The organism is Streptacidiphilus sp. EB129, from assembly GCF_041262645.1.
In the GTDB taxonomy this organism is placed as follows: Bacteria; Actinomycetota; Actinomycetes; order Streptomycetales; family Streptomycetaceae; genus Streptacidiphilus.
Map to the genome: position 1 here is coordinate 66,583 of NZ_JBGCCS010000020.1, position 25,398 is coordinate 91,980.

A 25,398-nucleotide genomic window follows, 5' to 3' on the forward strand; every position below is an offset into this window, starting at 1 on the left:
GGACGCGTGAGAGGATCGGCGGAATGCGATCCTCCTCCGTCCCCGTCGCCCGGCCGCAGCGCAACCCCGTCGGGGCCCATGTCCCGGTCGCCGGGAAAGGGCTGGTCGGGACCGGGCTCGCGTACGCGCGCGCGATCGGCGCCGAGGCGGTGCAGGTCTTCGCCGCCAACCCGCGCGGCTGGGCCACCCCGGCCGGCGACCCGGCCCGGGACGCGGAGTTCCGCGAGGCCTGCGAGCGGGACGGCATCCCCGCCTATGTGCACGCGCCGTATCTGATCAACTTCGGCTCGGACAACCCCGCCACCCGGGAGCGCTCCGGCGTCTCGCTGCGCCACTCGCTGCTGCGCGCGCATGCCATCGGCGCCAGGGGCGTGGTGGTCCACACCGGCTCCGCCGTGGGCACGACCGGGGACGGCGGCTCGCGCCGTGACGCCGCGCTGGCGCAGGTGCGGGCCGACGTCCGTCCGCTGCTGGAGGAACTGGACCGGCTGGAGCGGCCCGGCGGCGCCCCGGTGCCCTGGCTGCTGCTGGAGCCCACCGCCGGCCAGGGCAGGTCGCTGTGCTCGCGGATGGAGGACCTGGCCCCCTATGCCGAGGCCCTGGACCACCACCCCCGGGTCGGCGTCTGCCTGGACACCTGCCATGCCTTCGCCGCCGGGCACGACCTGGCCGCGCCCGGCGGGATGGCCGACGCGCTCGACGTGCTCGAAGCGTCCTTCGGGCCCGGACGGCTACGGCTGATCCACGCCAACGACTCCAAGGACGCCGCCGGGTCGCACCGGGACCGCCATGCCAACATCGGTGACGGTCGCATCGGCGCCCCGGCGTTCCGCGAGCTGTTCAGCCATCCGGCGACCGAGGGCGTGCCGCTGATCCTGGAGACGCCGGACCGCAGCGCGGCCGAGGGATTCGGCCACGCCGCGGACGTGCGTACGCTCACGGCCCTGCGCGCCCAGGCGGCCGCCGCGGAGCACGGCACGGCGGGACTGCTTCCCGCGCGGTCCCGCTGACCGGGCCCGTCCCGCTGAGCGGGCCCGCGTCGCTGACCGGGCCCGCGTCGCGTCCGGTCAGGAGATGCCCGCGAGGTACACCCCCGACGCGTCCTGCCCCGGGGTGTTGCGGCAGGCGAAGTTGCCGGTCGGCTGGGCCTGGATCAGGGCCAGGCAGCGGCCGAGGGCCAGCTGGGCGTAGTAGTTCGGGTGGAAGGACTCCTGCAGGGTTCCCTGGGTGGCGCCGGTGGTGAGGAACCGGGCCCACTCGCTGGTGGTCGCCGACGGCTCCTGGGTGGAGGTGGCCAGGCGGGTGGCGGTGCTGCACACCTCGCGGCCCTGGAGGAAGTCGCGCAGGTCCAGGAACTGCACCCCGCGGTCGGCGGCGACGGCGGCGAGATGGTCGGAGATCTCCGGGACCATGGTGTCGCGGGCCCAGTCCTCGTCGGCGTTCCAGAACGGGCAGCCGCCGTCCGTGGTCCGGCTCCAGCCGCTCTCGGGGTAGCGGTTCTCCGAGCTGCGCGGGATCGGGGAGGGGTACGACTGCAGCACGATGCGGTAGTCGGAGGCGGCGTAGCCGTCGGCGGACATCGTCGCGCGGATCTCGTCGACGGACTTCCCGACGTTCGCCATCGCGGGGCCCATGGCGGAGTCGATCGCGGCCTGCTGGGACGGCTGGCAGTAGGAGTACCAGACCTCGTAGTCCTCGACGCAGTTGGAGATGACGTTGGCGAAGCCGAGGTCGTTGCCGCCGATGGAGAGCGTGATCAGGTCGACGTTGTGCTGCGCGGCGATCGTCGCCAGCTGGTCGGCCTGCGGTGCCTCGCCCTTGAAGGACTGGCCGCCGTCGGCGGCGCGGAAGACGTTGACGGTGGTGGCGCCGGAGCAGGCGATGTTGATCGCCGCGGTGCTCCCGAACGCGCTGTCGACCTCGGCGGAGCCCGAACGGTCGCACCCGCTGGAGTAGGTGCCGCCGTAGACGCTGGAGGGGTTGTAGCCGCTGCCGGTGTAGGCCAGGTCGGTGCCGTCACGGCTGCCGCCGGAGTCGTCGCTGTTGCCCTGCCAGCGGCCGGCCTCGCCGGAGATGTAGCTGTCACCCATGGAGACGGCGACTGCGGGACCGGGGACCGGGCCCGCGTGGGCGGGAGCAGCCGCGACCAGCAGGCCGGTGGCGCTGAGGGGGAGGGCGAACAGGGCGGCGGCGAGGCGCCGGAGTCCGTGGGTCCGCAGGGGTCCGCGGCTCTGCGAGGGGCTGCGGCTCTGCGAGGGTCTGCGGCTCTGCGAGGGTGTGGCACTGCTTTCGGGCACGGCGGAACTCCTGCGTTCGGCCTCCTGCGTGGGTCAGGAGACGCGCTGGGTGGGGGAGCCGCCGGCCGGTGGCGCCATGAATGTGGCATGCCATCGTTTGTTACCGCTAGGTATCTGCAGCACCCTTCTCGCTCAGTTACCGACTGGTAACCGAGCGCCGCGCCCAGCTGGCAGCGGGTGCGGCCGCGCTGCGGGCCATCGCCGGTCCTGATCGTGCTCCGGCCCGAGCGCCGCATCGTCCTTGTTGAAGACATGATGATGTGTCATGTTCATCTGGTCATCCGGGGATTGACTCCTTCGCCGTCCACGGTGAGACCAAATCTGAGGAGGAACCGCCTGTGTACGATCGACAATTCCGCCAGGGCGTCACCGGCTTACTGCACCTGACGTCGAGGCTGAGGCTGAAGCCCCGCTTCCCCCGGACCGTGATCGCGGCCGCCGCGGTGCTCGCCGCCGCGGCGGCCGGTCCGCTGGCCGCACCAACCCCTGCGGTCGCCCAGCCGACCTCGTCGACGAGCGCCTTCAACAGCCTGACGACGCAGAGCCACCCCGACTGGATGGGACTGGTGCCCGATGCCACCAGCCTGGGCAGCCTGTCGGTCCCCGGTACCCACGACACCCTCGCCATCCACGGCGGTCTCGCACCCTGGGCCTACGAGGCGCAGGAGGACCACGGCGACAGCGCCGCCACGCTCACCGCGCAACTGGACGCCGGCATCCGGGCCGTGGACATCCGGCTGCGCGTCGTCAACGGTGGGACGGCCTTCACCATCCATCACACGGACGTCTACCAGAACGCGAACTTCGACGACGTGCTGACCCACGCCCAGGCCTTCCTGAGCGCCCATCCGACCGAGTCGATCCTGATGAACCTGCACGGCGAGTGCGACGCCGACACCACCGAGGGCGGCAGCGGCACCGCCTCCATCGGGCACTGCGCCGACGACCCGTCGAACACCACCGAGGCGGACCGGATCCGCATCCTCGACAGCTACCTCGCCCGCTACCCGGGGCTGTTCTACGCGCCCACCGTCACCGGCAGCAGCACCGCCGCCATGCCGACGCTCGGACAGGTGCGCGGCCGGATCGTGCTGACCGACTTCACCGGACCGCGCGGTCAGGTCTACCCGGGTTTCGGGCTGACCCAGCTGACCACCGGCGACTCCGGCCAGTACGTCGAGAACGACTGGACCCAGTGCAACCTGGCGACCAAGTGGAGCGAGGCGCAGGCCAACCTGGTCAAGGCCGGCAACGACCAGTCCGGTGCCATGTACGTCACCTACACCTCGTCCAACTGCACGCCCTTCGGGGCGGATCCGGCCGACATGGCCGGCGGCTACCTGGGCGGCACCGGTGAGAACCAGCGCCTGCTGGACTTCCTGAACGCCGGCGGCACCGCGCGCACCGGCGTGGTCAGGACGGACTTCCCCGGATACGCCCTGGTCGGGGCGATCATCGACCACAACCCGGGGGTGTCCCCGACCGGACCGGTCGGCTCGGGCATGGCCGGCAAGTGCCTGGACGACTGGCAGGGTTCGAGCGCCGCGGGCGCGGCGGTGGACCTCTACAGCTGCAACGGCACCCCCGCGCAGCAGTGGCGTGCGGACATCGACGGGACCCTGCGCACCAACGGCCTCTGCCTCGACGTCACCGGGCAGGGCACCGGCGCCGGGACCCAGGTTGAGCTGTGGACCTGCAACGGGGGCTCCAACCAGCAGTGGGCCCCCGGGCCGGGCGGATCGCTGGTCGGCGTCCAGTCGGGGCTGTGTCTTGACGATCCGTCGTCCTCCGTCACGGACGGCACCCGGTTGCAGATCTGGACCTGCAACGGCACCGCCGCCCAGCGGTGGACCCTGCCGTAGCCCGGGTCCCGGAGATCACCTTCGCCCCCTGAACCGGCGGATCGCGCTCGGCGTGTGACGTCGGATCAGGGGGCATCCAGGTACTTTGCCATCTCTTTACAACCGACTCGTGGGCTGCGTCGTCTCTCCGCTCGATCTGGAACACAGCCCGCCGACCACGCCCCAGGGCGGCGGAGGCGGGCCGATGAGAGAGAAGCTGTCCATGCGTAAGACTGTTGTCACCCTCGCCGCCCTGGCCTGCACGGCGGTGCTCGCCGCGGCGGGCCCCGCCCTCGCCGACGCGTCGGCCTCGCCGAGCGTCTCCGCCAGCCCGGCGGCGGGCGCGGTGTCCGTCGCCGGCGGTGGGGGCACGGGCGCGAGCTCGGTGGCGCCGAGCGCCGCCGCCGCTGTCCCGCAGGTGTCCACCTCGCCGGCGGCCGGCCAGCCCGGCGTCGTGCCGAAGGGGGCGCCGGACACCGGTGTTCCGCCGGTGGCCGCGGGCGGCGGAAACGACGCCGCAGTGATCGGCGCGGGCATCGGCGCCGTGGTCCTGCTCGCCGGTGGCGGTGGCGTCGCGCTGCGCCGCAGGGCCAAGGCCCAGGGCTGATCCTCGGCCGAGGCGACAGCGGTCGCGGCGCACGGCGGTGCTGATCTGTGAGCGTGGGCAGGTGCGCGGCGAATGCGGGAACGGCCACGTCCCGTTCTGCGTCTGATCACCTGTCGCGCCCCTTTCCCACCGAAGACCATGGAGAACGTTGAGCCGGTCCCAGGAGAGAGCAGCATCCGAGCTGTTCGCTGCCCTCTACCCGAGCCTCGCCGGGTGGTGCCGTCGTCTGGTCGACGACGACGGCACCGCGCACGAGATCGCCGCCGAGGCCTTCACCCGCCTCTGGGCCCGTTGGACGAAGGTGCAGGAGCCACGAGGCTTCCTGTACGTGACGGCGGCGAACCTGGTCCGCGACCATTGGCGGAAACTGGAACGCGAGCGCAGGGCGATGCGGCGCGCGACCACCGAGGCCGTCGTGGGGCTCCAGGGCGAGCCCCACGACGCCTCGGTCTCCGTGCGCCTGCTCGTGCAGTCGCTGCCCGAGCGGCTGCGCACTCCCGTTCTGCTGTACTACTACGCTGATCTGCCGGTCCGGGAGGTGTCGGAGCTGATGGGCCGAAAGGAAGGCACGGTCAAGGCCGATCTCCACGCGGCACGGGAACTACTGCGCTCGAAGCTCGGGGGACACCTTGATCGCACACCTTGAGGATCCGGACGAGGATCGCGGGGACGAGGACCTGGCGACCCTGCTGCGTCCCGCTCCCGTGCTGCTCGCGCCACAGCCCGGTTCGTACGAGCGGATCCGGCGCGGCGCGGCACGGCGGCGACGGCTGCGCGCGGTCGCCGGCGGTGGTCTGACCCTGGCGGTCGCCGCGGGCATCGCCGTTCCGCTCTATCTCACCGGCGTGCCGGGCCGCCCGGCCCCGGTGGCGCCGCTCGCCCCGCCCGCCGTCACCACCCCGCCCAGCAGGACTCCCACGACGCCGGGCCCGGTTCCCTCCTCGGCCCCCTCGCCCTCGGTCTCGTCCTCGCCGGCCATGCCGTCGGTCGGCGCGAAGGGCGGATCCGGCAGCGGGGTCGTCACTGGGTCGAGCCGTCCGTCGGCCTCTCCCGTCTCCTCCGTGCCGTCCATCTCGGCCCCCCCGGTCGGCTCTCCTGTGGCGGCCGGCGCGCAGGCGACGCCGTCGGCCGCCGCCAACGGCGGGGCGGGTCAGGTCGTCCCCTCCCCGTAGGGCTCTCCCCTTTCACGCTCCTGCCGAAGCACGGTCCCGCTGATTCACGCTCCTGCCGAAGCACGCGCCGAAGCCCCGCCGCCCTCCGCTTGAGTCAGGGCAAGCGGAGGCCGGCGGGGCTTCGGTGTGCAGTTGTTACCCGGTTGCGCGGTGCCGACGGAGCGTCAGTAGCCGTTGGTGCCGTAGGCGATGTTCTCGAACGCGCCGTAGGTGTGGTTGGCGTAACGAACGCTGGCGATGATGTTGTCGACCGGGTTCATGATGTCGCCGTAGCCCGGCAGCGCCCAGGTGTCGAAGGTCGGCGTGATGGTCTGCATCAGGCCGTAGGTGCCGCCGTACAGGGCCTGGTTGCCGTCCCAGTGGTTCTGGGCCAGCGGGTTGCCGGAGGACTCGGTCATCGCACGGGCCGCGATCGCGTCGGCCGGCGGGACGTGGTCGCCGTCGGCGGCGAGCACGGACTGCGCCTGGGCGATCCAGCCGTAGAGGTTGTTCGCGTAGCCGTACTGGGTGGGGGTGGCGGCGTTCGCGGCGCCGGCGGTGGCGGCGGCAGCCCCGCCGACCAGGGCGGCGACGGCGAGCAGGCGGGTGGCCGTGCGGGTGTGCTTACGGGCGCTGATGCGCATGTCACTCCAATGGACAGGGGGAGTGGCGGCGACGCCCGGAGCCGGGCGTTCGGACCTGCCGCAGGCAGGCGGGTGCCACTTGTGGGATTCGCAGCCGCTGCGGACATGCAGCTGCTGCGGAGGTGGAGCACGGGTGTCCGCCCTGCGCGGCAGTCGCACCTGCCGACTCGTGGTGCTGAGTGGGAGCGGAATCACCCTGGGGCGTGGGAACCCCTGCGCTGCCGTGTCCGGCTGCGGCGTCGTTGAACGCTTCATCACCGTCACACGGGTTTGTCCGGCAGTGCAAGGAAATGGGCGCTTTAGTGGCCCAGCCCACACGCCCTCCGACCAGCCCTTATGTCCGAATTTACCCGGTTTTGCCCCACTGCTTAAGGTGAGCCCTCCATGGTGACCTGCGTCACCGGCGAGGTGGGGCTGGGGCGTCCGGACATGCGGTCTGCCGCGCGCTCTGACGGCATGTCAGCCAGTTGCGACCCGGCCCCCGTGCGCGGATCGCTCGTCCGATTGCATGAACATCGGATGAGAAAGGACGATTTGCCCCGGTATTGGGAAGAACTGACGAGGAATCACCTGGGGCGCCGCGCCGGTGTCGCCTCGACAGCGATGGAGGAAAAATGAAGCTGATGCGTAACGCTCTGGTTGCTGCTGTGGCGGCCATGGCCGTGGCGGGCGTCGTCGCCCCGGTCACCGCCCAGGCAGCCGTTCCGCGCACCGTGGCCGCCGTCCAGGCCGACGACGGTCACCGTCACGAGTGCTGCCGCGATCGTGACCGCGGCCGGGACGACTGGAACCGTGACGACCGGGGCCGCGACGACCGCTGCCGTGACCGCGACCGGGACCGGGACCATGACCGCTGCGACCGTGACCACCACGGCGTCGAGGCGGGTGGCGGCGGCATGGCCGCGTCCGTCGCCGGCCGCACCCGGTACATCGGTGGCTGACACGCACCTGCGCGGTGGGGGGGGGGGGGGGGGGGGGCCCCCCCCCCGGGGGGGGGGGGGGGGGGGGGGGGGGGGGGGGGGCCCCCCCGCCCCCCCCCCCCCCCGGGGCGCCGGCCGCCCCCCCCCCGGGGGGGGGGGGGGGCGGCGGGCGGCCCCCCCCCACCGCGGTGTGTCTGGGGGCGGTCCTGCTGAGTGCCGGCCTGAGCGGCTGCGGCACCGACTCCCCGCACGTCGGCCGCGCCACGTGGCCGATCGTGGTACCGCAGCCCACCGCGACCCGGCCGGCACCCGCACAGCCCGCGGTCGTCGCACCGATGCCCCGGTCCGCGCCGATGCGCGTCGTCATCGGGCGGCTGGGCGTGAACGCCCCCCTGATGCCCGTGGGCCTCGCCGAGGACGGAACCGTGGCCACCCCGCCGTTCGCCCGCCCGTACACCGCCGGCTGGTACACCGGCTCGGTCACACCCGGCCAGAGCGGCACGGCCGTCATCGTCGGCCACGTCGACACCCACACCGGACCGGCCGTCTTCTACCCGATCAGCCTCACCCGCCCCGGGGACCAGGTCGCCGTGACCCGCGCCGACCACACCACCGCCGAGTTCACCGTCGACGACATCCGGGTCATCCCGCGCGACGAGTTCGACGAGACCACCGTCTACGCGGCCACCGGGCGACCCGAACTGCGCCTGATCACCTGCGGCGGCACCTTCGACCGCGCCACCCAGCAGTACTCCAGCAACGTCGTCGTCTTCGCCCACCTCGTCGCCTGACGCCCCGCCCGCGGGTGAGGCGGGCGGACGGGCGAGGCGGGCGGGCGGTCGTTCAGCCCTGCTGCTGGTAGTGGTCCCGGACCTGCTTGAGGTAGGCGATGTCGCCCGGCGTGGTGTCGGAGTGGTACGGGGGCGCGATCCTGATCTCGTCCTTGCTGCGGTCCACGTGCACGACCCGGGCCTGTTCGTCCACCCGGGTGACGATGCCCGCCGGCAGCAGGACCCGGCTGCCCAGGATCCACGGGCCGGTGTCGATCACCAGGTAGGACGAGTCGACCTCGTGCGTGGCCTCGGTGACATGGCCCAGGTGGCCGTCGGTGGCCTCCACCTTGAAGCCGACCAGGTCCACCTCCCCGGCGGGGAGTGACTGCGGCCGGTAGTTCCAGATGTCCGAGCTCATGCTTCTCCTTGGTCCGGTGTCCTGGCGCCTTCCCGATCTCCCTCCCCCATTCTCAGGCGCGGACCGGGGACCGGCCTCAGGGCGTGAGCCGCGGGTGGCGGTACTCCTCCGTGGCGTCGAGCAGCCAGTCCGCCAGGTACTGGGCGAAGGAGCCGCGGACCAGCAGCCGGTAGGTCGGTTCCAGGTCGACCTGGTGCAGCACCACGTTCACCTTCGACAGCAGCGTCTGTGCGCAGCGTCCGGGCGTGAACGCGCGGGGGTGCAGGTCGAGGGCGCAGCCCTTCTCCAGGACCCGGCGGGCGGCCGGGCCGGACAGTTCGACCGTGGTGCGGTTGGCGGACACGTCCACCAGGGACCCGGGCTCGTCCTCCAGTGCCGCACGCAGCATCGCGGCCGTGGCGGGCGCGGAGCCGTCCGGGCCGACCACGAGCCATTCCTCGGGGCCGAGCCAGAGCACCCGCAGCGCACCCGCGACCGCGACCGTGTTCGGGTCGGTCGGCAGCGGAGCGCCGAGCGCCCGCCCGATCCGCTGCGCGGCCGTGCCGTGCGGGTCCAACTGGAGGTCGAGCTGCGTCAGGAAGGGGATCTCGCGCAGGCCCACTCCCCGGTCGCCGGTGGTGGAGTGCGCTGCGAAGACGTCGGCGAGGTGCCCCAGCGGGCTGTGTCGCAGGGTGTCAGCCGTCACGGCGGGTTCCCTTCGGGTCGTAGAGGACGCTGTCGGTGACGGTCACGGCGATCACACCGCCGGGCAGCGGCGCGTACACCGTCTCGCCCAGCCGTTCGCGGCCGCCCGCGACCAGGGCCAGGGCGAAGGTGCGGCCGAGCGCGGCGCTGCGGTAGCTGGAGGTGACGTGTCCCAGCGGCCGCGTCGGTACCGGCGCGTCGGCGTCGGACACCAGCTGCGCGCCCTCGGGCAGCAGCACGGCGGGATCCAGCGGCAGCAGGCCGACCAGCTGCCTGCGGTCGGTGCGCGCGGTGTCCGCGCGCTGGAAGGAGCGCCGGCCGAGGAAGTCCTTCTGCTTGGAGACGACCCACTCCATGCCGAGGTCCTGCGGGGTGACCGTGCCGTCGGTGTCCTGCCCGACGATCGGGTAGCCCTTCTCGGCGCGCAGCACGTGCATGGTCTCGGTGCCGTACGGGGTGATGCCCAGTGGCTCGCCGGCCTGCATCACCGACTCCCAGGTGGAGAGGCCGTACCAGCTCGCGACGTTGATCTCGAAGGCCAGCTCGCCGGAGAAGGAGATCCGGCAGATCCGGGCCGGGACGCCGCTCGCCAGCCGGGTCTCACGGGCCGTCATGAACGGGAAGGCGTCGTTGGACACGTCCAGCTCGGGGGCGACCGCGGCGACGACCTCGCGCGACCCGGGGCCGACCACGGCGACCGTGGCCCACTGCTCGGTGACCGAGGTGAACCGGACCCGCAGCTCGGGCCACTCGGTCTGCAGCCACTCCTCCAGCCACTCCAGAACGCCCGCGGCGTTCCCGGTCGTGGTCGTCATGATGAAGTGGTCGTCGGCGAGACGCAGGGTCACCCCGTCGTCGAAGACCATGCCGTCGGGCCGGCACATCACGCCGTAGCGGGCCGCGCCGACGGCCAGTTTGGTGAAGCCGTTGGTGTAGACGCGGTTCAGGAACGCCCCGGCGTCCGGGCCGATCACGTCGATCTTGCCGAGCGTGGTGGCGTCCATCACCGCGACGCCCTCGCGGGCCGCCCGGCACTCGCGCAGGACCGCCGCCTCCAGGTCCTCCCCGGGCCGCGGGTAGTACCAGGGGCGCTTCCACTGGCCGACGTTCTCGAAGAGCGCGCCGTGCTCGACGTGCCAGGGGTGGATCGCGGTGGTGCGCACCGGGTCGAACAGCGCGCCGCGCTCGCGGCCGGCCAGCAGCGCGAACGAGACCGGGACGTAGGGGCCGCGGAAGGTGGTCGTGCCGACCTCGCCGGGCGAGCCGGCGCCGAGCAGCCGGGCGATGACGCCGGTGGAGCTCACTCCGGAGGCCCTGCCCTGGTCGTGGGCGGTGCCGATGGTGGTGTAGCGCTTGATGTGCTCGACCGAGCGCATCCCGGCCCGGATCGCGCGCTGGACGTCCGCGACGGTGGCGTCCCGCTGCAGGTCCACGAAGTGGTCCTGCCAGTCTGCCGGGTCGCCCTCCTCGCCCGGCACGATCCACACCGGTCGCGGCCGCGAGGGCCTCGCGTCCCCGGAGACCGGCGGGGTGGCGGGCACCGCGACCGGGAAGCCGGCCAGGTCAGCCGCGCGCGCACCGGCGGCGAACCCGTCGTCGAGGCATCCACCGAGGTCGGGGACGCCGCGCGCGGCGCCGGCGCTGTCGACCCGCTGCGCCGCCCGGTCCGGGACGAACGCGGCGAGGTCGCCGTCGTAGCGCAGGGTGCCCTGCGACTGGCTCCACAGCTGCACGGCCGGGCTCCAGCCCCCGGAGACGGCGAGCAGGTCGCAGGCCACCTCGCGGACCGGGCCGCGGATCGCGTCGTCCGCGTCCAGGGCGGCGATCCGCACGGCGGCCACCCGGGCGTCTCCTCGGGTGGAGTCTCCCCTCGTGCCGACCACGGCCGATCCGGTGAGCACCTCGATCCCGGCGCGGCGAGCGGCCTCGACCAGCGCGGTGGGCGGCTCGGGCCTGGTGTCGACCAGCGCCGGCACCTCCGCACCGGCCGAGACCAGCGCGAGCGCCGTCGCGTAGGCGTGGTCGTTGGTCGTCAGCACGACCGCGCGGCGGCCGGGCAGCACGGCGTACCGGTTGACGTAACCGCGCACGGCGGCGGCGGACATGACGCCGGGCAGGTCGTTGCCCGCGAAGACCATCGGCCGCTCGTGGGCGCCGGTCGCCAGCACCACCCGCCGGGCCCGGATGTGCCACAGCCGCTGCCGGGAGACGCCGGGGACCGGGTGCGGGCCGAGGTGGTCGGTGCGGTGCTCGGCGACCAGCAGGTAGTTGTGGTCGTAGTAGCCGGTGGCGGTCGAGCGGGTGAGGATCCGGGTGTCCGGCTGTGCGGACAGCTCGGCGCGGACGGCGTCCACCCAGGCCAGGGCCGGTCCGCCGGCGATCTCCTCCCGGTCGCCGAGCAGGGATCCCCCGAGCAGGGATCCGCAGAGCAGCGATCCACCGAGTTCGGGCTGGTCGTCGACCAGGATCACCCGTGCGCCGGAGCGCCCGGCCGCGAGTGCGGCGGCGAGGCCGGCCGGGCCGCCGCCGACGACCAGGACGTCGGTGTGGACGTTCCTCTTGTCGTAGACGGACTCGTCCGGGGCGGGGTCGAGCCGGCCGCGTCCGGGGAGGCCGGTCGCGCTCAGGCCCTCGTACAGTTCCACGGTCGTGGCCAGCTGCATCGGCTCGGAGCAGGGGCCGTCGAGCTGGACCAGGGCGTTGGGCTCCTCGACCCCGGCCGTGACGATGCCGCGCGGCCGTCCGCGGTAGAGGCTGGGGGCGGTGTGCAGCAGGCCGTTGGCGAGCAGGGCCGAGGCGAGGGTGTCGCCGCGCAGCCCGGTGTACGGCACGCCGTCGTAGCTGAAGCGCAGCGGGGCGGAGCGGTCGACGCGTCCGCCGTGCGGGAGGCGGCCGGGCAGGCGGTCGGGGGCGGGGTGCGATGGGGGCATGGGGTGCTGTTCGGTCATGGGGTGATCACCGGCTTCGGCTGGCCGGCCGCCACCGAGCGACTGCTCTGCACGGCCAGGATCTCGTGGGTGACGGTGTCGCGGACGACGCTGAACCAGCGCCGGCATCCGGCGGTGTGCGACCAGCGTTCGGCGAACGGCCCCTTGGGGTTGTCGCGGACGAACAGGTACTCGCCCCACTCGGCGTCGGACAGCGCCGAGGGGTCGGCCGGGTAGGGGACGTGGGCCTGGCCGCCGTAGTGGAATTCGAGCTCTTCGCGTTCGCCGCACCAGGGACAGGCGATCAGCAGCATGGGGGACTCCTGCCGGATGGTGGGTCAGTGGGCCACGGCGGCGGCGCCGTGCTCGTCGATGAGGGCGCCGGTGGTGAACCGCTCCAGCGCGAAGGGGGCGGCCAGCGGGTGCGGCTCGCCGGTGGCGATGGTGTGGGCGTAGACCCATCCGGAGGAGGGGGTCGCCTTGAAACCGCCGGTGCCCCAGCCGCAGTTGAGGTAGAGGTTCTCCACCGGCGTGGGGCCGATGATCGGCGAGGCGTCCGGGGTGACGTCGACGATGCCGCCCCAAGTGCGCAGCACGTGCGCCCTGGCGAAGACGGGAAACAGTTCCAGCGCGGCCGCCATCTGATGCTCGATCATATGGAAGGAGCCGCGCTGGCCGTAGCCGTTGTAGGCGTCCACGCCCGCGCCCATGACCAGCTCGCCCTTGTGCGCCTGGCTCACGTACACGTGCACGTGGTTGGACATCACCACGGTGGGGTGCACGGGTTCCAGCAGTTCGGAGACGAGGGCCTGCAGCGGGTGGCTCTGCACCGGCAGCCGCAGTCCGGCCAGTTTCGCCAGGACGCTGCTGTGCCCGGCCGCGGCCAGCGCGACCCTGCCGGCGGCGATCGGGCCCCGGTTGGTCTGCACGCCGACCACGCGGTCGCCGTCCCGGAGGAAACCGGTGACCTCGCAGCCCTGGATCAGGTCGACGCCGTACTCGTCCGCCCGGCGGGCCAGTGCCCAGGCGACGTGGTCGTGCTTGGCGATGCCGGCCCGGGGCTGCAGGGTGGCGCCGAGCACCGGGTAGCGGACGTCGGGGGAGGTGTTGACGATCGGGCAGAAGTCGCGCACCTGCTCGGTGTCGAGCCACTCCGCGTCGACCCCGCCGAGCCGGTTGGCGTTGACCCTGCGGGTGCCCTCGCGGACGTCCTGGAGCGTGTGCGCGAGGTTCAGCACGCCGCGCTGGCTGAACAGGAAGTCGTAGTCCAGTTCCTCCGGCAGCACCTCCCAGAGCTTGAGCGCGTGCTCGTACAGCGCCGCGCTCTCCTCGCAGAGGTAGTTGGACCGGATGATGGTCGTGTTGCGGGCCATGTTGCCGCCGGCCAGCCAGCCGCGCTCCAGTACGGCGACGTTGCTGATGCCGTGGTTGCGGGCCAGGTAGTAGGCGGTGGCCAGCCCGTGCCCGCCGGCGCCGACGATGACCACGTCGTAGGAGCGCTTGGGGTCGGGGGTGCGCCACAGCCAGTCGGGGTGCTCGGGCAACTGGTGGGACATCGCGGGACGGTTCGCCAAGGTGACTCACCCCTTCGGTGCTGTTTCAGACTATGCACACTGTTGCGCCTATCACAACAGTTTGGCAAGGGGGTGGTCGAGGCCTTGACGCGTCATGAGTGGTTCCCGAAACTGTTGCGCAGTATGAACGCAGTTTCGCTTGGAGAAACTCGCTGCTCGCAGCACCCTCGCCTGACTCGGAGAATCGGCCTCACCGCCCCGGAGAGCAACGGCAGGACACCATGACCTTGCAGCAGTACGACTTCATCATCGTCGGCGGAGGCTCTGCCGGTTGCGCCCTCGCCGCCCGGCTCAGCGCCGACCCCGGCAACCGGGTGCTGGTGCTGGAGGCGGGCCGGCCCGACTACCCGTGGGACGTCTTCATCCACATGCCGGCCGCGCTGACCTTCCCGATCGGCAGCCGGTTCTACGACTGGAAGTACGAGTCCGAGCCGGAACCCTTCATGAACGGGCGCCGGATCTACCACGCCCGCGGCAAGGTCCTCGGCGGCTCCAGCAGCATCAACGGCATGATCTTCCAGCGCGGCAACCCGCTCGACTACGAGCGCTGGGGTGCCGACGCCGGGATGAAGGACTGGGACTACGCCCACTGCCTCCCCTACTTCAAGCGCATGGAGAACTGCCTCGCCGATCAGGACGCCGCTGATCAAGACGCCGCCGATCAGGACGCCGTCGGCGGCAACGGATTCCGCGGACACGACGGCCCCCTGGTCCTGGAACGCGGGCCGGTGACCAACCCGCTGTTCGGCGCCTTCTTCGAGGCCGTGCAGCAGGCCGGCTACCCGCTCACCGACGACGTCAACGGCTTCCGCCAGGAGGGCTTCGCCGCCTTCGACCGCAACCTGCGCCGCGGCCGGCGGCTCAGCGCCGCCCGCGCCTACCTGCACCCGGTGCTGGGCCGCCGCAACCTCGACGTGCGGACCCGTGCCCTGGTCACCCGGGTGCTGTTCGACGGCAAGCGGGCGACCGGGGTGGAGTACAGCCAGGGCAGAACCGTGCACCGGGTCGCCGGCGGCACGGTGATCCTCTCCGGCGGCGCCATCAACACGCCGCAGCTGCTCCAGCTCTCCGGGGTCGGCAACGCGGCGGAACTGGACGCGCTGGGCGTCGAAACCGTCCAGCACCTGCCCGGCGTCGGCGAGAACCTGCAGGACCACCTTGAGGTGTACGTCCAGCACGCGTGCAAGCAGCCGGTGTCGATGCAGCCCGCCATGAAGATGTGGCGGCGCCCCTTCATCGGGGCCGAGTGGCTCTTCCTGCGCAAGGGCCCCGGGGCGACCAACCACTTCGAGGGCGGCGGCTTCGTCCGCAGCAACGAGGACGTCGCCTACCCCAACCTGATGTTCCACTTCCTGCCCATCGCGGTGCGCTATGACGGCTCCGCGCCGGCCGGCGGGCACGGCTACCAGGTCCACATCGGGCCCATGTACTCCGACGCCCGCGGCTCGGTGAAGATCAGGTCGAGGGACCCGCGCGAGCACCCGGCGCTGAGGTTCAACTACCTCTCCACCAAGCAGGACCGGCGCGAGTGGGTCGAGGCCATCCGGGTCACCCGCAGCATCCTCGGCCAGGACGCCTTCGCCGAGTACAGCGACGGCGAGATCTCGCCCGGCCCGGACGTCTCGACCGACGAGGAGATCCTGCGCTGGGTCGCCAAGGACGGCGAGACCGCGCTGCACCCCTCCTGCACCGCGAAGATGGGCACCGACGAGATGTCGGTCCTGGACCCGTCCACCATGGCGGTGCACGGCCTGGAGGGACTGCACGTGGTCGACGCGTCGGCGATGCCGTACGTGACCAACGGCAACATCTACGCTCCGGTGATGATGCTCGCCGAGAAGGCCGCCGACCTGATCCTGGGCAACACCCCGCTGGAGCCGGACACCGCCCGGTTCTACCGCCACCAGCCGGCCGGCGACTGAACCCGCCGGCCGGTGGGGCTGCCCGACGTCGCGTCAGCCGGCCGAGGGGGACAGGCCGCCCAGTACCGACGGGTCGATCCCGCCGGTCCGCTCCCGCTGCGGGAACGCGCCGACCGGGACCCGGGCGATCTCCCGCGCCGTGGCGTAGTCGATCACCGAGACCGCGTTCGCCTTGCTCAGCGAGACAAAGCAGAGCGTCCCGTCCGCGCTGCTGGTGGCCCAGTAGGGCAGGCTGCCGTTCGGGTAGGTGACCGTCCCCCGGGTGCTGTCGTCGGCGGTGGAGACGATCGCGGCGTAGTCGTCGATGGTCCCGGCGTCGCACACGTTCGCCCCGTCGCCGGAGACGGCGAGCCCGTGGTGCGCCGAGTTCTGCGGGTAGCTGTCCGGACTCAGTGCGGCCCCGGCCGCGCTGTACGGCATGGTCACCGTCCTGACGATCTGACTGGTCGCCAGGTCGTACTGGACGAAGCCGTTGAGGTAGGACAGGTCGGTGTACATGGTGCGGCCGTCCGGCTCGATCACGTTCGGCCGGATGCCGTGCGGGAAGGTCCAGGTCTGCACCACCGCGAGGGTCTTCGCGTCCACCTTGGTGAGCTGGAAGCTGCCCTTGAGGAACTCCAGCGCCTTCGGCAGCGAGGTGACGCCGATGCTGGAGTTGTAGATGTACCTGCCGTCCGGGCTGTAGTCGTTCTGGTGCGGATAGGTCCCGGTCGGGAAGCTGCCGACGACCGTGCCGTCCGCGGTGTCGAGCACCTCCGCCTTCTGGGCCGTGGTGGCGGAGACCACGTAGCGGGTGCCGTCCGGGGAGAGCGCCGCGTGGTCGGCCTTGAAGCCGTCGAGCCGGGTGCGCCAGAGCTGCGCGCCGGTCGCGATGTCGTACGCGGCCACGTCGTCCAGGTTGCCGCGCGAGACGTACAGCCGCTGGCCGTCGGGGGAGAGCGTGGCATCGTCCACCCAGCGGTTGCCGCCCTCCACCGACGTCACCGCCAGGAATCCGGCCCACTGGATCGGATCCATCGCGTCGATGCGTTGCTGCGCGTCGGCGGTCACGTTCAGCGAGCCGAGGTTCTGGAAGGTGTGCGCGTCGATGAAGCTCACCGTGCCCGCCTGGCTGTTGCCCACCACCAGGACGTCACGCAGCGGGCTCGCGGCCCGGGCGGCGGTCGCGGGACCGACGACCGCCCCGCCGAGCAGGACGGCTGCGCCGGCCGCGACCGAGAGTAAGCGCGAAGTGCGGTGTGTTCTCATTCCGTGCCTCCAGGGATGACATGTCCACAGTCCTTACCTGACAGTAAGGACGGCGCCGCCAACCCGCCAGAGCCATGCCGGAAGGGTTCGGCACCTGAAGCCAGCGAGCCACCGTCGGCTGTGAGTTGGAGCACAGCATGGACCGTGGGGCCGCCGCGCCTCCTCCTTCGGAGCACAACGCCCTCGAAGATGGAGTCATGGAATGCGTTCCTGGAAGCTTCTCGCCGTGACCGGCGCCCTCGTCCTCGGCCTCGCCGCACCGGCCTCCGCCACGGCCCCGGCCGCCGCCGGGGCCCGTCACCTCCAGCAGGACTACATCACCGTGCGCGGGGCCGCCGGGTCCGGCCCGGTCGCCGACGACGCGGTGCATGTCCTGCGGGTCGGGTCGCCGACGGCCCGTCAGGTGCTGGTGCTGGTCCCCGGCCAGTTCGGCGCGGCCGGGGACTTCGGCGCGCTCGCCCGCAGCCTGGCCGAGCGCCTGCCCGGCACCCAGATCTGGGCGGTGGACCGGCGGGAGCAGGATCTGGCCGATCTCAGCGGCTTCCGCGCCGGCAGCCCGGACCGGGCCGCCGCCTACTACCTCGGCGGCCGGTACCGGCCGACCACCGCGCAGAGCGCGCCGTACGTGGGCGACTGGGGCCTGGCGCTGGAGCTGGCCGACCTGCGGCAGGTGGTGCGGACGGCCGGGGACGGGGGCCGGCGCACGGTGGTGCTCGGCGGTCACTCCTGGGGCGCGGCGACCGCGCTGGCCTACGCCGCGTGGGACTTCGACGGCCACCCCGGCTACCGGGACATCTCCGGCCTGGTCCTGATCGACGGCGGCGTCCACGACGCCTTCGCGGGCGAGGGCGACACCTACCGGGTGACGGCACAGCAGGCCACCGCGCAGCTCGCGCAGATCGCCGCCGGTGAGGTCTTCGACCCGCAGGCCACCGTCGACCGCACCGAGTCGCTGGCGATCGACACGCAGTTGGCCGCCCAGTACGCCGTGGCGGCCCCGGACGCACCGTCCACGCTGGCGCCGCTGCTGCCCGCGGTGCTGCGTCCGACCCGGCCGGTGACGAACCAGGGGCTGATCGACTGGCTGTTCGTCAGCCATCCGCTGGTCGCGGACCTGAGCATCAACCCGGCGCACACCCGGCCGCAGGCGCTGGCCCGCGACTACGCCGGCCCGGCGCCGGCCGCGATGGAGTGGTACTGGCCCGAGCGGCTCACCCTCGACCTCTCCGCCGCCGACGCGTACGGGGACACCCCGGCGGCGCGAGTACTCGGCCTTCGGCTGTGGCACGCCGGTGAGATCGACGTACCGCTGTACTCCTTCGAGTCCGGACTGACCCATGGCACGGTCAACACCGCCGCTCAGTGGGTGGTCTCGCACTCGCGGATCCCCACGGCCACCTATGCGGGTGACGACACCATGACCCACCTCGACGTGGTGTTCGCCGACGCCGACCGCAATCCCATGCTCGGCACCCTGGTGCCGTTCCTGCGCGAACTCTGAATCACCCGGCTGTCAGGCCGGCGAGACGACGACCGTGGAGGTCGGGGTGAGTGAGCGGCGGAGCCGGTTGAAGAGTTTCGGCTGGTTCATGGCGAGCACGGCGACGGCATGCCCGGCCCGCCGGTACACGGCCACGAAGGAGCGGCTGTCGACATCGCCCTCGACCAGGTGCGGCTCGGCATCGGCGCCGACGTGTCCGGCCAGCTGGATCCGCGCCTGGTACTGGTCGGACCAGAAGTACGGCGGCCGGGCCGGGGCGGTCGCCGAAGTCCCGGACAGCAGGGTGCGGACGGCCGTCGCGGGCTGCTCGGTGGCGCTGGTCCAGTGCTCGATGCGGGCGTGCCGTCCGGTGAAGGGGTCGGGGCAGCGGGCCACGTCGCCCACCGCGACCACGCCCGGGATGCCGGTGCCGCACCCCGCGTCGCACACCACTCCGTCCTCCAGCGTCAGTCCGGAACCGGCCAGCCAGTCGGTGGCCGGCCTGACGCCGACGCCGACTACCACCACGTCGGCGGGCAGCAGCCGCCCGTCGGCCAGCCGGACCCCGGCCACCCGGCCCCGGCCTGTGGCAGGACCGTCGCCGGGCGCGTGACCGTCGCCGACCAGGCCGGCGACGCCGGTGCCGCGGAGCAGCCGCACCCCGTGGTCGGCGTGGAGCGAGGAGCAGACCAGCCCCATCTCCCGCCCCAGTGCCCGTTCCAGCGGAACCTCGGCGGCCTCGACGATCGTTACGTCCAGCCCGAGGAAGTGCGCGGTGGAGGCGACCTCCGCGCCGATGAAGCCGGCGCCGATGACCACCACTCGGGGCAGGCCGTCGAGCAGGTCCGCGCGCAGGGCGAGGGCGTCGTCCAGGGTGCGCAGGGTGTGCACGCCGGCCAGGCCGTCAGTGCCGGGGAGGGTACGCGGGCGGGCCCCGGTGGCGATGACCACGGCGTCGGAGCGCAGCTCCCGGCCGCCCGCCAGGGTGACGCTGCGGGCCGCCGGGTCCAGTCGCACGGCCCGCTCGCCGAGCAGCCAGCGCGCGTCCAGGTCGGCGTACTCCCCGGGGCTGCCGAGCGCGAGCGCGTCGGCGTCCAGCCCGCCCTTGAGGAAGTCCTTGGACAACGGGGGGCGGTCGTACGGCTGGTGGCGTTCCTCGCCGACGACCGTGACCGACCCGTCGAAGCCCTGCTCGCGCAGCGCGCGCACAGTGCTCAGGCCCGCGAGTGAGGCGCCGACGACCGTGACCGACTTCATGCCGGTTCGCCGACCGTGACGTGCAGGACGACGAACCCGTCCGTCAGGGTGACCTGATGGGTCTTCAGCGGCTGCTTCGCGGGGAGGCAGGTCGGCCGGCCGGTGCGCAGGTCGAAGGAGGACGCGTGCAGCGGGCATTCGACGAAGCAGCCCTCCAGCCAGCCGTCGGCCAGCGAGGCGTCCTGGTGGGTACAGGTGTCGTCGACGGCGTACACGGTGCCGTCCGCGTTGAACAGGGCGATCGGGGCCGGCACGCCCTCGGTCACCCGGAGCGCCTCGCCCGGCGGCAGGTCTTCGATCCGGCACACCGTGATCATGGGAACCTCCAGCTTCGGATCCTCACCCCCGCCGAGGAGGGCGCGTATCGCATTACACAACACGATTCGGATTACGCAACATGGTTTCCGCCCGTCGGAGGCTTGTCAAGAGGACCACCGCAGTAGCCCGCACGTCCGTGCACAACGTTGCGGCCAACCGGCATCAGTGCGGTCGGTTTCAAGCTGAGCCCGCGATTGCGGTGTCCGGCCGGCCGGCTGGACACCGCAACCACCCACGTCAGGCCGGCGAGGTGACCGTGCTGCCGAGGTGCCGGGCGAAGAACCGGACCGCGCTGTCGGCCTCGAACCGGGGCAGATCCTTGTGCTTACCCGAGTTCACGTGCAGGGACTTCTCCTTCGAGGCGAAGGCGTCGAACAGTTGCATGGAGCGCAGCGACCAGGACCAGGAGAGCGGCTGCCGTGAGTGCGCGCGGCTGGCCGAGGAACGAGGGACCGCCCTGGCGGCGGGGACCGGACCAGGCAGGCGGACGTCCGCGTCCTGACGGCCCGCCACGAGCGCCAGGCCCACGGCCGGGCCAGGGCGGTGGCGTCGTGACGGCCGGCCCGAGGGAGGAGGTGCCCCGGCTGCTTCCGTGGAGCACGGACGACCGTCCCTCCTACCTCGGCGACAGCGACGGCGGTTCGGACATCCCGGTGGCAGAGGAGTGCGGCTGATGGCGGCGCACACGGTTCTTCGCTTCGTCCAGTGGACGATGCGTCGGCTCAGTACCGAGACGCCGCGCCGGATCGTGTGCGACGCCTGCGGTGAGGGGTCCGAGGAGACGCCGGAGCTCACCACGGCGCAGGACTGGGCGTTTCAGCACGTGGGTCGCAACCCGTCCCATACCAGGTACACGGAGGCGGTGACCCGGTACTGGGACATGACGGCGTAGCCCGGATGGCCAAGGTGGTCCCGCGTCTCGCCATACGACATAATGTTGCGTTATGAGCAACAGTGGGAGCGGCAAGTCCCCCGAGGGGACGGGGAGAGCGCAGCAGCCGGAGTCCCCGGTGCAGTCCGTGGACCGGGCGGTGACCATCCTGGAGATCCTCGCCCGCCGGGGCGAGACCGGGGTCACCGAGCTCGCGGCCGAGCTCGGCGTGCACAAGTCGACGGCGTTCCGCCTCACCGCGGCCCTGGAGATGCGCGGCCTGGTCGAGCAGCCGGGGGAGCGCGGGAAGTACCGCCTGGGGCTCGGCCTGGTTCGGCTGGCGGGCGCGGCCACCGTGCGGATGGACCTGTCGCAGCAGAGCCGCCCGGTCTGCGAGCGGCTGGCGGTCGAGGTCGCCGAGACCATCAACGTGGCGATCCTCGACGACGACGAGGCCGTCAACATCGACCAGGTGTTCGGCCCCTCGGCGCTGACCACGCACAACTGGGTCGGCCAGCGCACCCCGCTGCACGCCACGTCCAGCGGGAAGGTGCTGCTGGCGCACCTGCCGGCGGAGCTGCTGAAGAAGCGGCTGGCCACCCCGCTGGAGCGCTACACGCCGCGCACGGTGACCGACCCGGACGTGCTGTCGGCCCAGCTGGAGCGGATCCTGACGGACGGATTCGCGTCCTGCGTGGAGGAGCTGGAGCAGGGCCTGAACGCCGTCGCGGCCCCGGTGTACGCGCAGAACGGGCAGGTGGTGGCCGCCATCAGCGCCTCCGGCCCGTCCTTCCGGCTGACCGAGGAGCGCATCCCCTCGGTGGCCGCCGCCGTGCGGTCCGCCGCCGAGGAGGTCTCGGCCCGGCTCGGCCACCTCCGCCTGGCCTGACCTCCCGCCCTGCTCGGGCGGAGGGGCGCCGGGTGGTCCCGGCGCCCCTCCACCCCGGCCTGAGCTGCCGTCAGGACTCGGCCGCGAGGCCGTCGTCGGTCACCAGCCGCATCGCGGCCGGTCCCTGCGGCGCGGTGCGGTTCCGGTAGCGCAGGTAGAGCAGCCCGCCGACGGCCGAGATCGCGCCGGTGAAGACGATGGCGCCCCACTGGTAGTACCAGTGGTCGTTGCCGTAGACGGCGGCCCGCGGCCACGCCAGGTTGACGGTCATCGCCGCGCCGTAGAGCACGGCCACCAGGTTCACCACGACGCCCCAGCGGCCCATGCTGAAGAACGGGCCGTGGTCCGCGCGGGGCCAGTCGCCGCGCAGCCGGCGCACCAGCATGGGGGTGGTCACCATCAGGTAGGGGATGTAGAAGAGGATGATCGCGACCGAGGTGAGGATGTAAAACACCCGCTGGTTGCCCATGTTGACGAGCAGCAGCACGATGGTCAGCACGCCGGTGATGACGGCGGGCAGGACCGGGGTGCCGGACCTGGGGTTGACCTTGGCGATCCGCGCGCCGAAGGGGAGCCGTCCGTCGCGGGCCATGGAGAAGAGCAGCCGGATGGCCGCGGTCTGCACGGCGAGGCAGCAGACCGTGATCGCGATCGCCGAGCAGACCAGGAAGACGTCTCCCAGGCCGTTCCCGAGGGTGCTCTTGATCAGGTAGGGCATGCCCAGGGTGCCGATCTCGGACGCCTTGATGTTGCCGACCGCCATCATCCCGACCAGCATCAGCAGCCCGCCGGCGATCGCGGCGGCGGTGAGCGCCCGGAGGATGGCGCGCGGAGCGTGCCGGCGCGGCTCCTTCGTCTCCTCCGCCAGCGAACCGGCGGTGTCGAAGCCGTAGAAGACGTAGGCGCTCATCAGCGAGGCGACCAGGAAGGCGCCCAGGTAACCCCAGGAGTGACCGGCCCCGGTGCTCTGGGTCTGCAGCACCACCTGCGGGCCGCGCTTGATGTGGATGGCCAGCATGATGATCAGCAGGGTGACGCCGATCAGCTCGACCGCCACGCCGAAGTTGTTGATCTTCGCCATCAGCCGGACGCCGATGATGTTGACGATCGTGGTGAAGACGACCAGACCCAGGGCCAGAATGATGGCGTTCTGCGCGCCGGCGGGTGTGGTGGTCACGCCCGCGTCGGAGGAGCCGCCGACGATCTCGAAGATCAGCGAGACCTGCGGCAGGATGATCTGGTAGGCGACGGCGACCGCCGCCGCGGTGACGATCGAGCCCACCGTGATGATCCAGCCGGACATCCACGAGGTGCCCGGTCGCGCTATCTGCTTGGACCACTGGTAGACCGAGCCGGCGAGCGGGAACTGACCCGCCATCTCGGCGAAGCAGAGGGCGACGGCTCCCTGGCCGATGAAGACCAGCGGCCAGGTCCAGATGAAGGCCGGGCCGCCGGAGGCGAAGCCGAAGCCGAAGAGCTGGAACACGCCGGTCATGATCGAGATATAGCTGAAGCCCGCCGCGAAGCTGGAGAAGGAGCCGAGGGATCTCTCCAGTTGCTGGGTGTAGCCGAAGCGGGCGAGGTCGGTGCTGTCGTCGCTCGGGGGCGGTGCGGTGGTGCTGGTGGTTCCCGGATTGCTCATGGTCGCTCCAGGGGCAGGCAGGTGTGTGTGGGGGGGTCGTGCGTGCTGCGAGGACCGGTGGAAAACCTGGGTGCTGCGGAGACGAAGGGGAGAGGAAGGGGGAAGGGAGGGGAGTAGGGGCGGGGCCGGGCGGTGCTGCCCTCAGCCGGCGAACCAGTGCTGGGCGGCGGGAGTGACGGTGCGCCAGATGTGCTTGGTCTCCTGGTACTCGCGGAGGCCGGACGGGCCGAGTTCGCGGCCGGTGCCGGACTGCTTGAACCCGCCCCATTCGGCCTGCGGCACATAGGGGTGGTAGTCGTTGATCCAGACGGTGCCCAGCCGCAGCCGCGCCGCGACCCGCTCGCCGCGTCCGGCGTCCTGCGTCCACACGGCGCCGGCCAGGCCGTAGGGGGTGTCGTTGGCCAGGGCCACCACCTCGTCCTCCTCGTCGAAGAGTTCGACGGTCAGGACCGGGCCGAACACCTCCTCGCGGACGATGGTCATGCCGGCGTGGCAGCAGTCCAGCACGGTGGGCCGCAGGAAGAAGCCGGCCTGGAGCTCGGGCTCGGTGGGGCGTCCGCCGCCGGCGCGGACCACCGCTCCCTCGGCGACGGCGCCCGCGATCAGGCGCTCGACCTTGTCGCGGTGCTCGGCGGTGACCAGCGGACCGGTCTCGGTGCCCTTGGCCAGGCCGTCGCCGAGCCGGATCAGGTCGGCGCGGCGGGCCAGTTCGGCGGTGAACCCGTCGTGCAGGCTGCGGTGCAGCAGCAGCCGTGACCCCGCCGAGCAGACCTGGCCGGAGTGGAGGAAGGCGGCGGTCAGCGCGAAGTCGACGGCGGCGTCCAGGTCGGCGTCGGCGAAGACGATGTTGGGGTTCTTGCCGCCCAGCTCCAGGGCGACCTTCTTCACGGTCTCCGCCGCGGCCCGCATCACCGAGCGGCCGCTGACCCCGCCGCCGGTGAAGGAGACCAGGTCGACGTCCGGATGCCCGGCGAGCGCGGCGCCGACGGCGCCGCCGCCCAGGACCAGGTTGGCCGTGCCGCTGGGGGCGCCGGCCAGCGTCAACTGCTCCTGCAGGAGCTCGAAGAGACGGACCGTGGTGAGCGGGGTGACCTCGCTGGGCTTGGCCACCAGGGTGTTGCCCGCCGCGAGGGCGGGGGCGATCTTCCAGGAGATCTGCAGCAACGGGTAGTTCCAGGGCGTGATCAGCGCGCACACGCCCACCGGCTCGTACACCACGCGGCTGATCGCGTCGGGCCGTCCGGTGTCCACGGTCCGGCCCGCGTCGGAGGTCGTCAGCGCCGCGTAGTAGCGCAGTACGGCGGTGGCGTCGTCGACGTCCATGCGGCTCTCGGCCAGCGTCTTGCCGGTGTCGAGCGTCTCCAGCCGGGCCAGCTCCTCGCGGTGCTCCTGGAGCGCGTCGGCGGTCGCGGTGAGCACGCCCGCGCGGCGGGCGGCCGGGGCGTGGGCCCAGGAGCCCTCGTCGAAGGCGGCCCGGGCGGCCTGTACCGCGCGGTCCGTGTCGGCCGCGGAGGCCTCGGCGGCGCTCGCCACCACGGACGCGTCGAAGGGGTTGACGACCGCTCGCTGCCGGCCGGCCTCGGCGGGCGTCCAGACGCCGTCGATCAGCAGGCGCGCTGGGTCGGTGGATGAGGGCACAGGCTGCCGCCTCCTCAGTGAGTTGCGCGATACGAGACGTTTGTCTTCATGCGCAACTTGCGGTGAGTATGGAAGGGCCCCCAATCTCTGTCAAGGGGGTGGGCGCGGGCGCGTCGTCGGTCCTGGCTGCGGCTTCCGCTGTGGGCCTCTTGACAGTGTGCGCTGCGGGCATGAGGCTGTTTCACATCACGCACATCGATGCGCAATATGCAACTCCCTCGCTGTCCCAGCCGATCGGGACGCCGGACCGCCGGCCGACCCCCGCTCGCCGCAGCCACCTCCCGAGGGGACGGATGC

At 72.3% G+C, this 25,398-nt stretch carries 24 protein-coding genes and 1 pseudogene; 12 read left to right on the forward strand and 13 right to left on the reverse strand.

The window, feature by feature from the left end; all coding sequences use genetic code 11:
* Positions 1-23: 23 nt before the first annotated feature.
* Entirely contained in the window at positions 24-1,010 is a 987-nt protein-coding gene (locus ABH925_RS23550; protein ID WP_370150812.1) for a deoxyribonuclease IV, read from the forward strand.
* Positions 1,011-1,067: 57 nt separating this feature from the next.
* On the opposite strand, the gene ABH925_RS23555 is transcribed toward ABH925_RS23550, so the two are convergent.
* Positions 1,068-2,297 carry a GDSL-type esterase/lipase family protein gene (locus ABH925_RS23555; RefSeq protein ID WP_370150813.1) on the reverse strand — a complete coding sequence of 410 codons (1,230 nt, stop codon included), beginning with the start codon at positions 2,295-2,297 and terminating at the stop codon, positions 1,068-1,070.
* Positions 2,298-2,635: 338 nt separating this feature from the next.
* Between ABH925_RS23555 and ABH925_RS23560 the strand changes: the two genes are divergently transcribed.
* The 4 genes from ABH925_RS23560 to ABH925_RS23575 all read left to right on the forward strand — a co-directional run bounded on the left by ABH925_RS23560 (position 2,636) and on the right by ABH925_RS23575 (position 5,917).
* On the forward strand, positions 2,636-4,159 hold the full coding sequence (locus ABH925_RS23560; protein ID WP_370150814.1) for a phosphatidylinositol-specific phospholipase C domain-containing protein: 1,524 nt from the start codon (positions 2,636-2,638) through the stop codon (positions 4,157-4,159).
* A gap of 202 nt (positions 4,160-4,361) precedes the next feature.
* Entirely contained in the window at positions 4,362-4,745 is a 384-nt protein-coding gene (locus ABH925_RS23565; protein WP_370150815.1) for a sortase-dependent protein, read from the forward strand.
* 148 nt (positions 4,746-4,893) lie between these two features.
* Positions 4,894-5,391, forward strand: a complete 498-nt coding sequence (locus tag ABH925_RS23570; protein WP_370150816.1) for an RNA polymerase sigma factor — start codon at positions 4,894-4,896, stop codon at positions 5,389-5,391.
* Positions 5,375-5,917, forward strand: coding sequence for a hypothetical protein (locus tag ABH925_RS23575; RefSeq protein ID WP_370150818.1), 543 nt, complete (start codon positions 5,375-5,377; stop codon positions 5,915-5,917). Before ABH925_RS23570 ends, ABH925_RS23575 begins: the two co-directional genes overlap by 17 nt.
* Before the next feature lie 164 nt (positions 5,918-6,081).
* Here the strand turns inward: ABH925_RS23575 and ABH925_RS23580 are convergent, their stop codons facing one another.
* Positions 6,082-6,540 carry a transglycosylase SLT domain-containing protein gene (locus ABH925_RS23580; RefSeq protein ID WP_370150819.1) on the reverse strand — a complete coding sequence of 153 codons (459 nt, stop codon included), beginning with the start codon at positions 6,538-6,540 and terminating at the stop codon, positions 6,082-6,084.
* A 614-nt stretch (positions 6,541-7,154) separates the two neighbouring features.
* Between ABH925_RS23580 and ABH925_RS23585 the strand changes: the two genes are divergently transcribed.
* Both ABH925_RS23585 and ABH925_RS23590 read left to right on the forward strand, forming a co-directional pair.
* The gene (locus ABH925_RS23585; protein WP_370150820.1) at positions 7,155-7,481 is read left to right on the forward strand and encodes a hypothetical protein; all 327 of its coding nucleotides are present in this window, start codon (positions 7,155-7,157) and stop codon (positions 7,479-7,481) included.
* A 167-nt stretch (positions 7,482-7,648) separates the two neighbouring features.
* Complete coding sequence (locus ABH925_RS23590; protein WP_370150821.1) at positions 7,649-8,251, forward strand: class F sortase; 603 nt, start codon at positions 7,649-7,651, stop codon at positions 8,249-8,251.
* Between the two features lie 52 nt (positions 8,252-8,303).
* On the opposite strand, the gene ABH925_RS23595 is transcribed toward ABH925_RS23590, so the two are convergent.
* The 5 genes from ABH925_RS23595 to ABH925_RS23615 form a co-directional block, all read right to left on the reverse strand.
* Positions 8,304-8,651: a PRC-barrel domain-containing protein gene (locus ABH925_RS23595; RefSeq protein ID WP_370150822.1), complete on the reverse strand. Its 348-nt coding sequence runs from the start codon at positions 8,649-8,651 to the stop codon at positions 8,304-8,306.
* 76 nt (positions 8,652-8,727) lie between these two features.
* Positions 8,728-9,336: a sarcosine oxidase subunit gamma gene (locus ABH925_RS23600; protein WP_370150823.1), complete on the reverse strand. Its 609-nt coding sequence runs from the start codon at positions 9,334-9,336 to the stop codon at positions 8,728-8,730.
* Entirely contained in the window at positions 9,326-12,283 is a 2,958-nt protein-coding gene (locus tag ABH925_RS23605) for a sarcosine oxidase subunit alpha family protein (RefSeq protein ID WP_370150825.1), read from the reverse strand. Before ABH925_RS23605 ends, ABH925_RS23600 begins: the two co-directional genes overlap by 11 nt.
* On the reverse strand, positions 12,280-12,576 hold the full coding sequence (locus tag ABH925_RS23610; RefSeq protein WP_370150826.1) for a sarcosine oxidase subunit delta: 297 nt from the start codon (positions 12,574-12,576) through the stop codon (positions 12,280-12,282). The genes ABH925_RS23605 and ABH925_RS23610 overlap by 4 nt, the downstream gene beginning before the upstream one ends.
* Positions 12,577-12,600: 24 nt before the next feature.
* Positions 12,601-13,818 (reverse strand): sarcosine oxidase subunit beta family protein, encoded by a 1,218-nt coding sequence (locus ABH925_RS23615; protein ID WP_370150827.1) that lies wholly within the window; start codon positions 13,816-13,818, stop codon positions 12,601-12,603.
* A gap of 239 nt (positions 13,819-14,057) precedes the next feature.
* Between ABH925_RS23615 and betA the strand changes: the two genes are divergently transcribed.
* Positions 14,058-15,758 (forward strand): choline dehydrogenase, encoded by a 1,701-nt coding sequence (gene betA, locus ABH925_RS23620; RefSeq protein WP_370150829.1) that lies wholly within the window; start codon positions 14,058-14,060, stop codon positions 15,756-15,758.
* A gap of 33 nt (positions 15,759-15,791) precedes the next feature.
* Here the strand turns inward: betA and ABH925_RS23625 are convergent, their stop codons facing one another.
* Positions 15,792-17,006: a YncE family protein gene (locus ABH925_RS23625; RefSeq protein WP_370150830.1), complete on the reverse strand. Its 1,215-nt coding sequence runs from the start codon at positions 17,004-17,006 to the stop codon at positions 15,792-15,794.
* Positions 17,007-17,208: 202 nt separating this feature from the next.
* Here ABH925_RS23625 and ABH925_RS23630 point away from each other — a divergent pair, with 202 nt between their 5' ends.
* On the forward strand, positions 17,209-18,507 hold the full coding sequence (locus tag ABH925_RS23630) for an alpha/beta hydrolase (RefSeq protein ID WP_370150831.1): 1,299 nt from the start codon (positions 17,209-17,211) through the stop codon (positions 18,505-18,507).
* 12 nt (positions 18,508-18,519) lie between these two features.
* Here the strand turns inward: ABH925_RS23630 and ABH925_RS23635 are convergent, their stop codons facing one another.
* The 3 genes and pseudogenes from ABH925_RS23635 to ABH925_RS23645 all read right to left on the reverse strand — a co-directional run.
* Complete coding sequence (locus ABH925_RS23635; RefSeq protein ID WP_370150833.1) at positions 18,520-19,743, reverse strand: NAD(P)/FAD-dependent oxidoreductase; 1,224 nt, start codon at positions 19,741-19,743, stop codon at positions 18,520-18,522.
* The gene (locus tag ABH925_RS23640; protein ID WP_370150834.1) at positions 19,740-20,060 is read right to left on the reverse strand and encodes a bifunctional 3-phenylpropionate/cinnamic acid dioxygenase ferredoxin subunit; all 321 of its coding nucleotides are present in this window, start codon (positions 20,058-20,060) and stop codon (positions 19,740-19,742) included. The genes ABH925_RS23635 and ABH925_RS23640 overlap by 4 nt, the downstream gene beginning before the upstream one ends.
* Positions 20,061-20,298: 238 nt before the next feature.
* Positions 20,299-20,445, reverse strand: a pseudogene (locus ABH925_RS23645) (alpha/beta hydrolase); the annotation flags it as partial.
* Positions 20,446-20,612: 167 nt separating this feature from the next.
* On the opposite strand from ABH925_RS23645, the gene ABH925_RS23650 reads away from it, so the two are divergent.
* The 3 genes from ABH925_RS23650 to ABH925_RS23660 all read left to right on the forward strand — a co-directional run bounded on the left by ABH925_RS23650 (position 20,613) and on the right by ABH925_RS23660 (position 21,821).
* Complete coding sequence (locus tag ABH925_RS23650) at positions 20,613-20,735, forward strand: hypothetical protein (RefSeq protein WP_370150835.1); 123 nt, start codon at positions 20,613-20,615, stop codon at positions 20,733-20,735.
* Positions 20,735-20,953 (forward strand): hypothetical protein, encoded by a 219-nt coding sequence (locus ABH925_RS23655; RefSeq protein ID WP_370150836.1) that lies wholly within the window; start codon positions 20,735-20,737, stop codon positions 20,951-20,953. Before ABH925_RS23650 ends, ABH925_RS23655 begins: the two co-directional genes overlap by 1 nt.
* Before the next feature lie 118 nt (positions 20,954-21,071).
* Positions 21,072-21,821, forward strand: coding sequence for an IclR family transcriptional regulator (locus tag ABH925_RS23660; RefSeq protein ID WP_370150903.1), 750 nt, complete (start codon positions 21,072-21,074; stop codon positions 21,819-21,821).
* Between the two features lie 70 nt (positions 21,822-21,891).
* Here ABH925_RS23660 and ABH925_RS23665 read toward each other — a convergent pair whose 3' ends face one another.
* Positions 21,892-23,463 carry an amino acid permease gene (locus ABH925_RS23665; RefSeq protein ID WP_370150837.1) on the reverse strand — a complete coding sequence of 524 codons (1,572 nt, stop codon included), beginning with the start codon at positions 23,461-23,463 and terminating at the stop codon, positions 21,892-21,894.
* 141 nt (positions 23,464-23,604) lie between these two features.
* Positions 23,605-25,101, reverse strand: coding sequence for an aldehyde dehydrogenase family protein (locus ABH925_RS23670; RefSeq protein ID WP_370150838.1), 1,497 nt, complete (start codon positions 25,099-25,101; stop codon positions 23,605-23,607).
* Positions 25,102-25,398 lie beyond the last annotated feature (297 nt).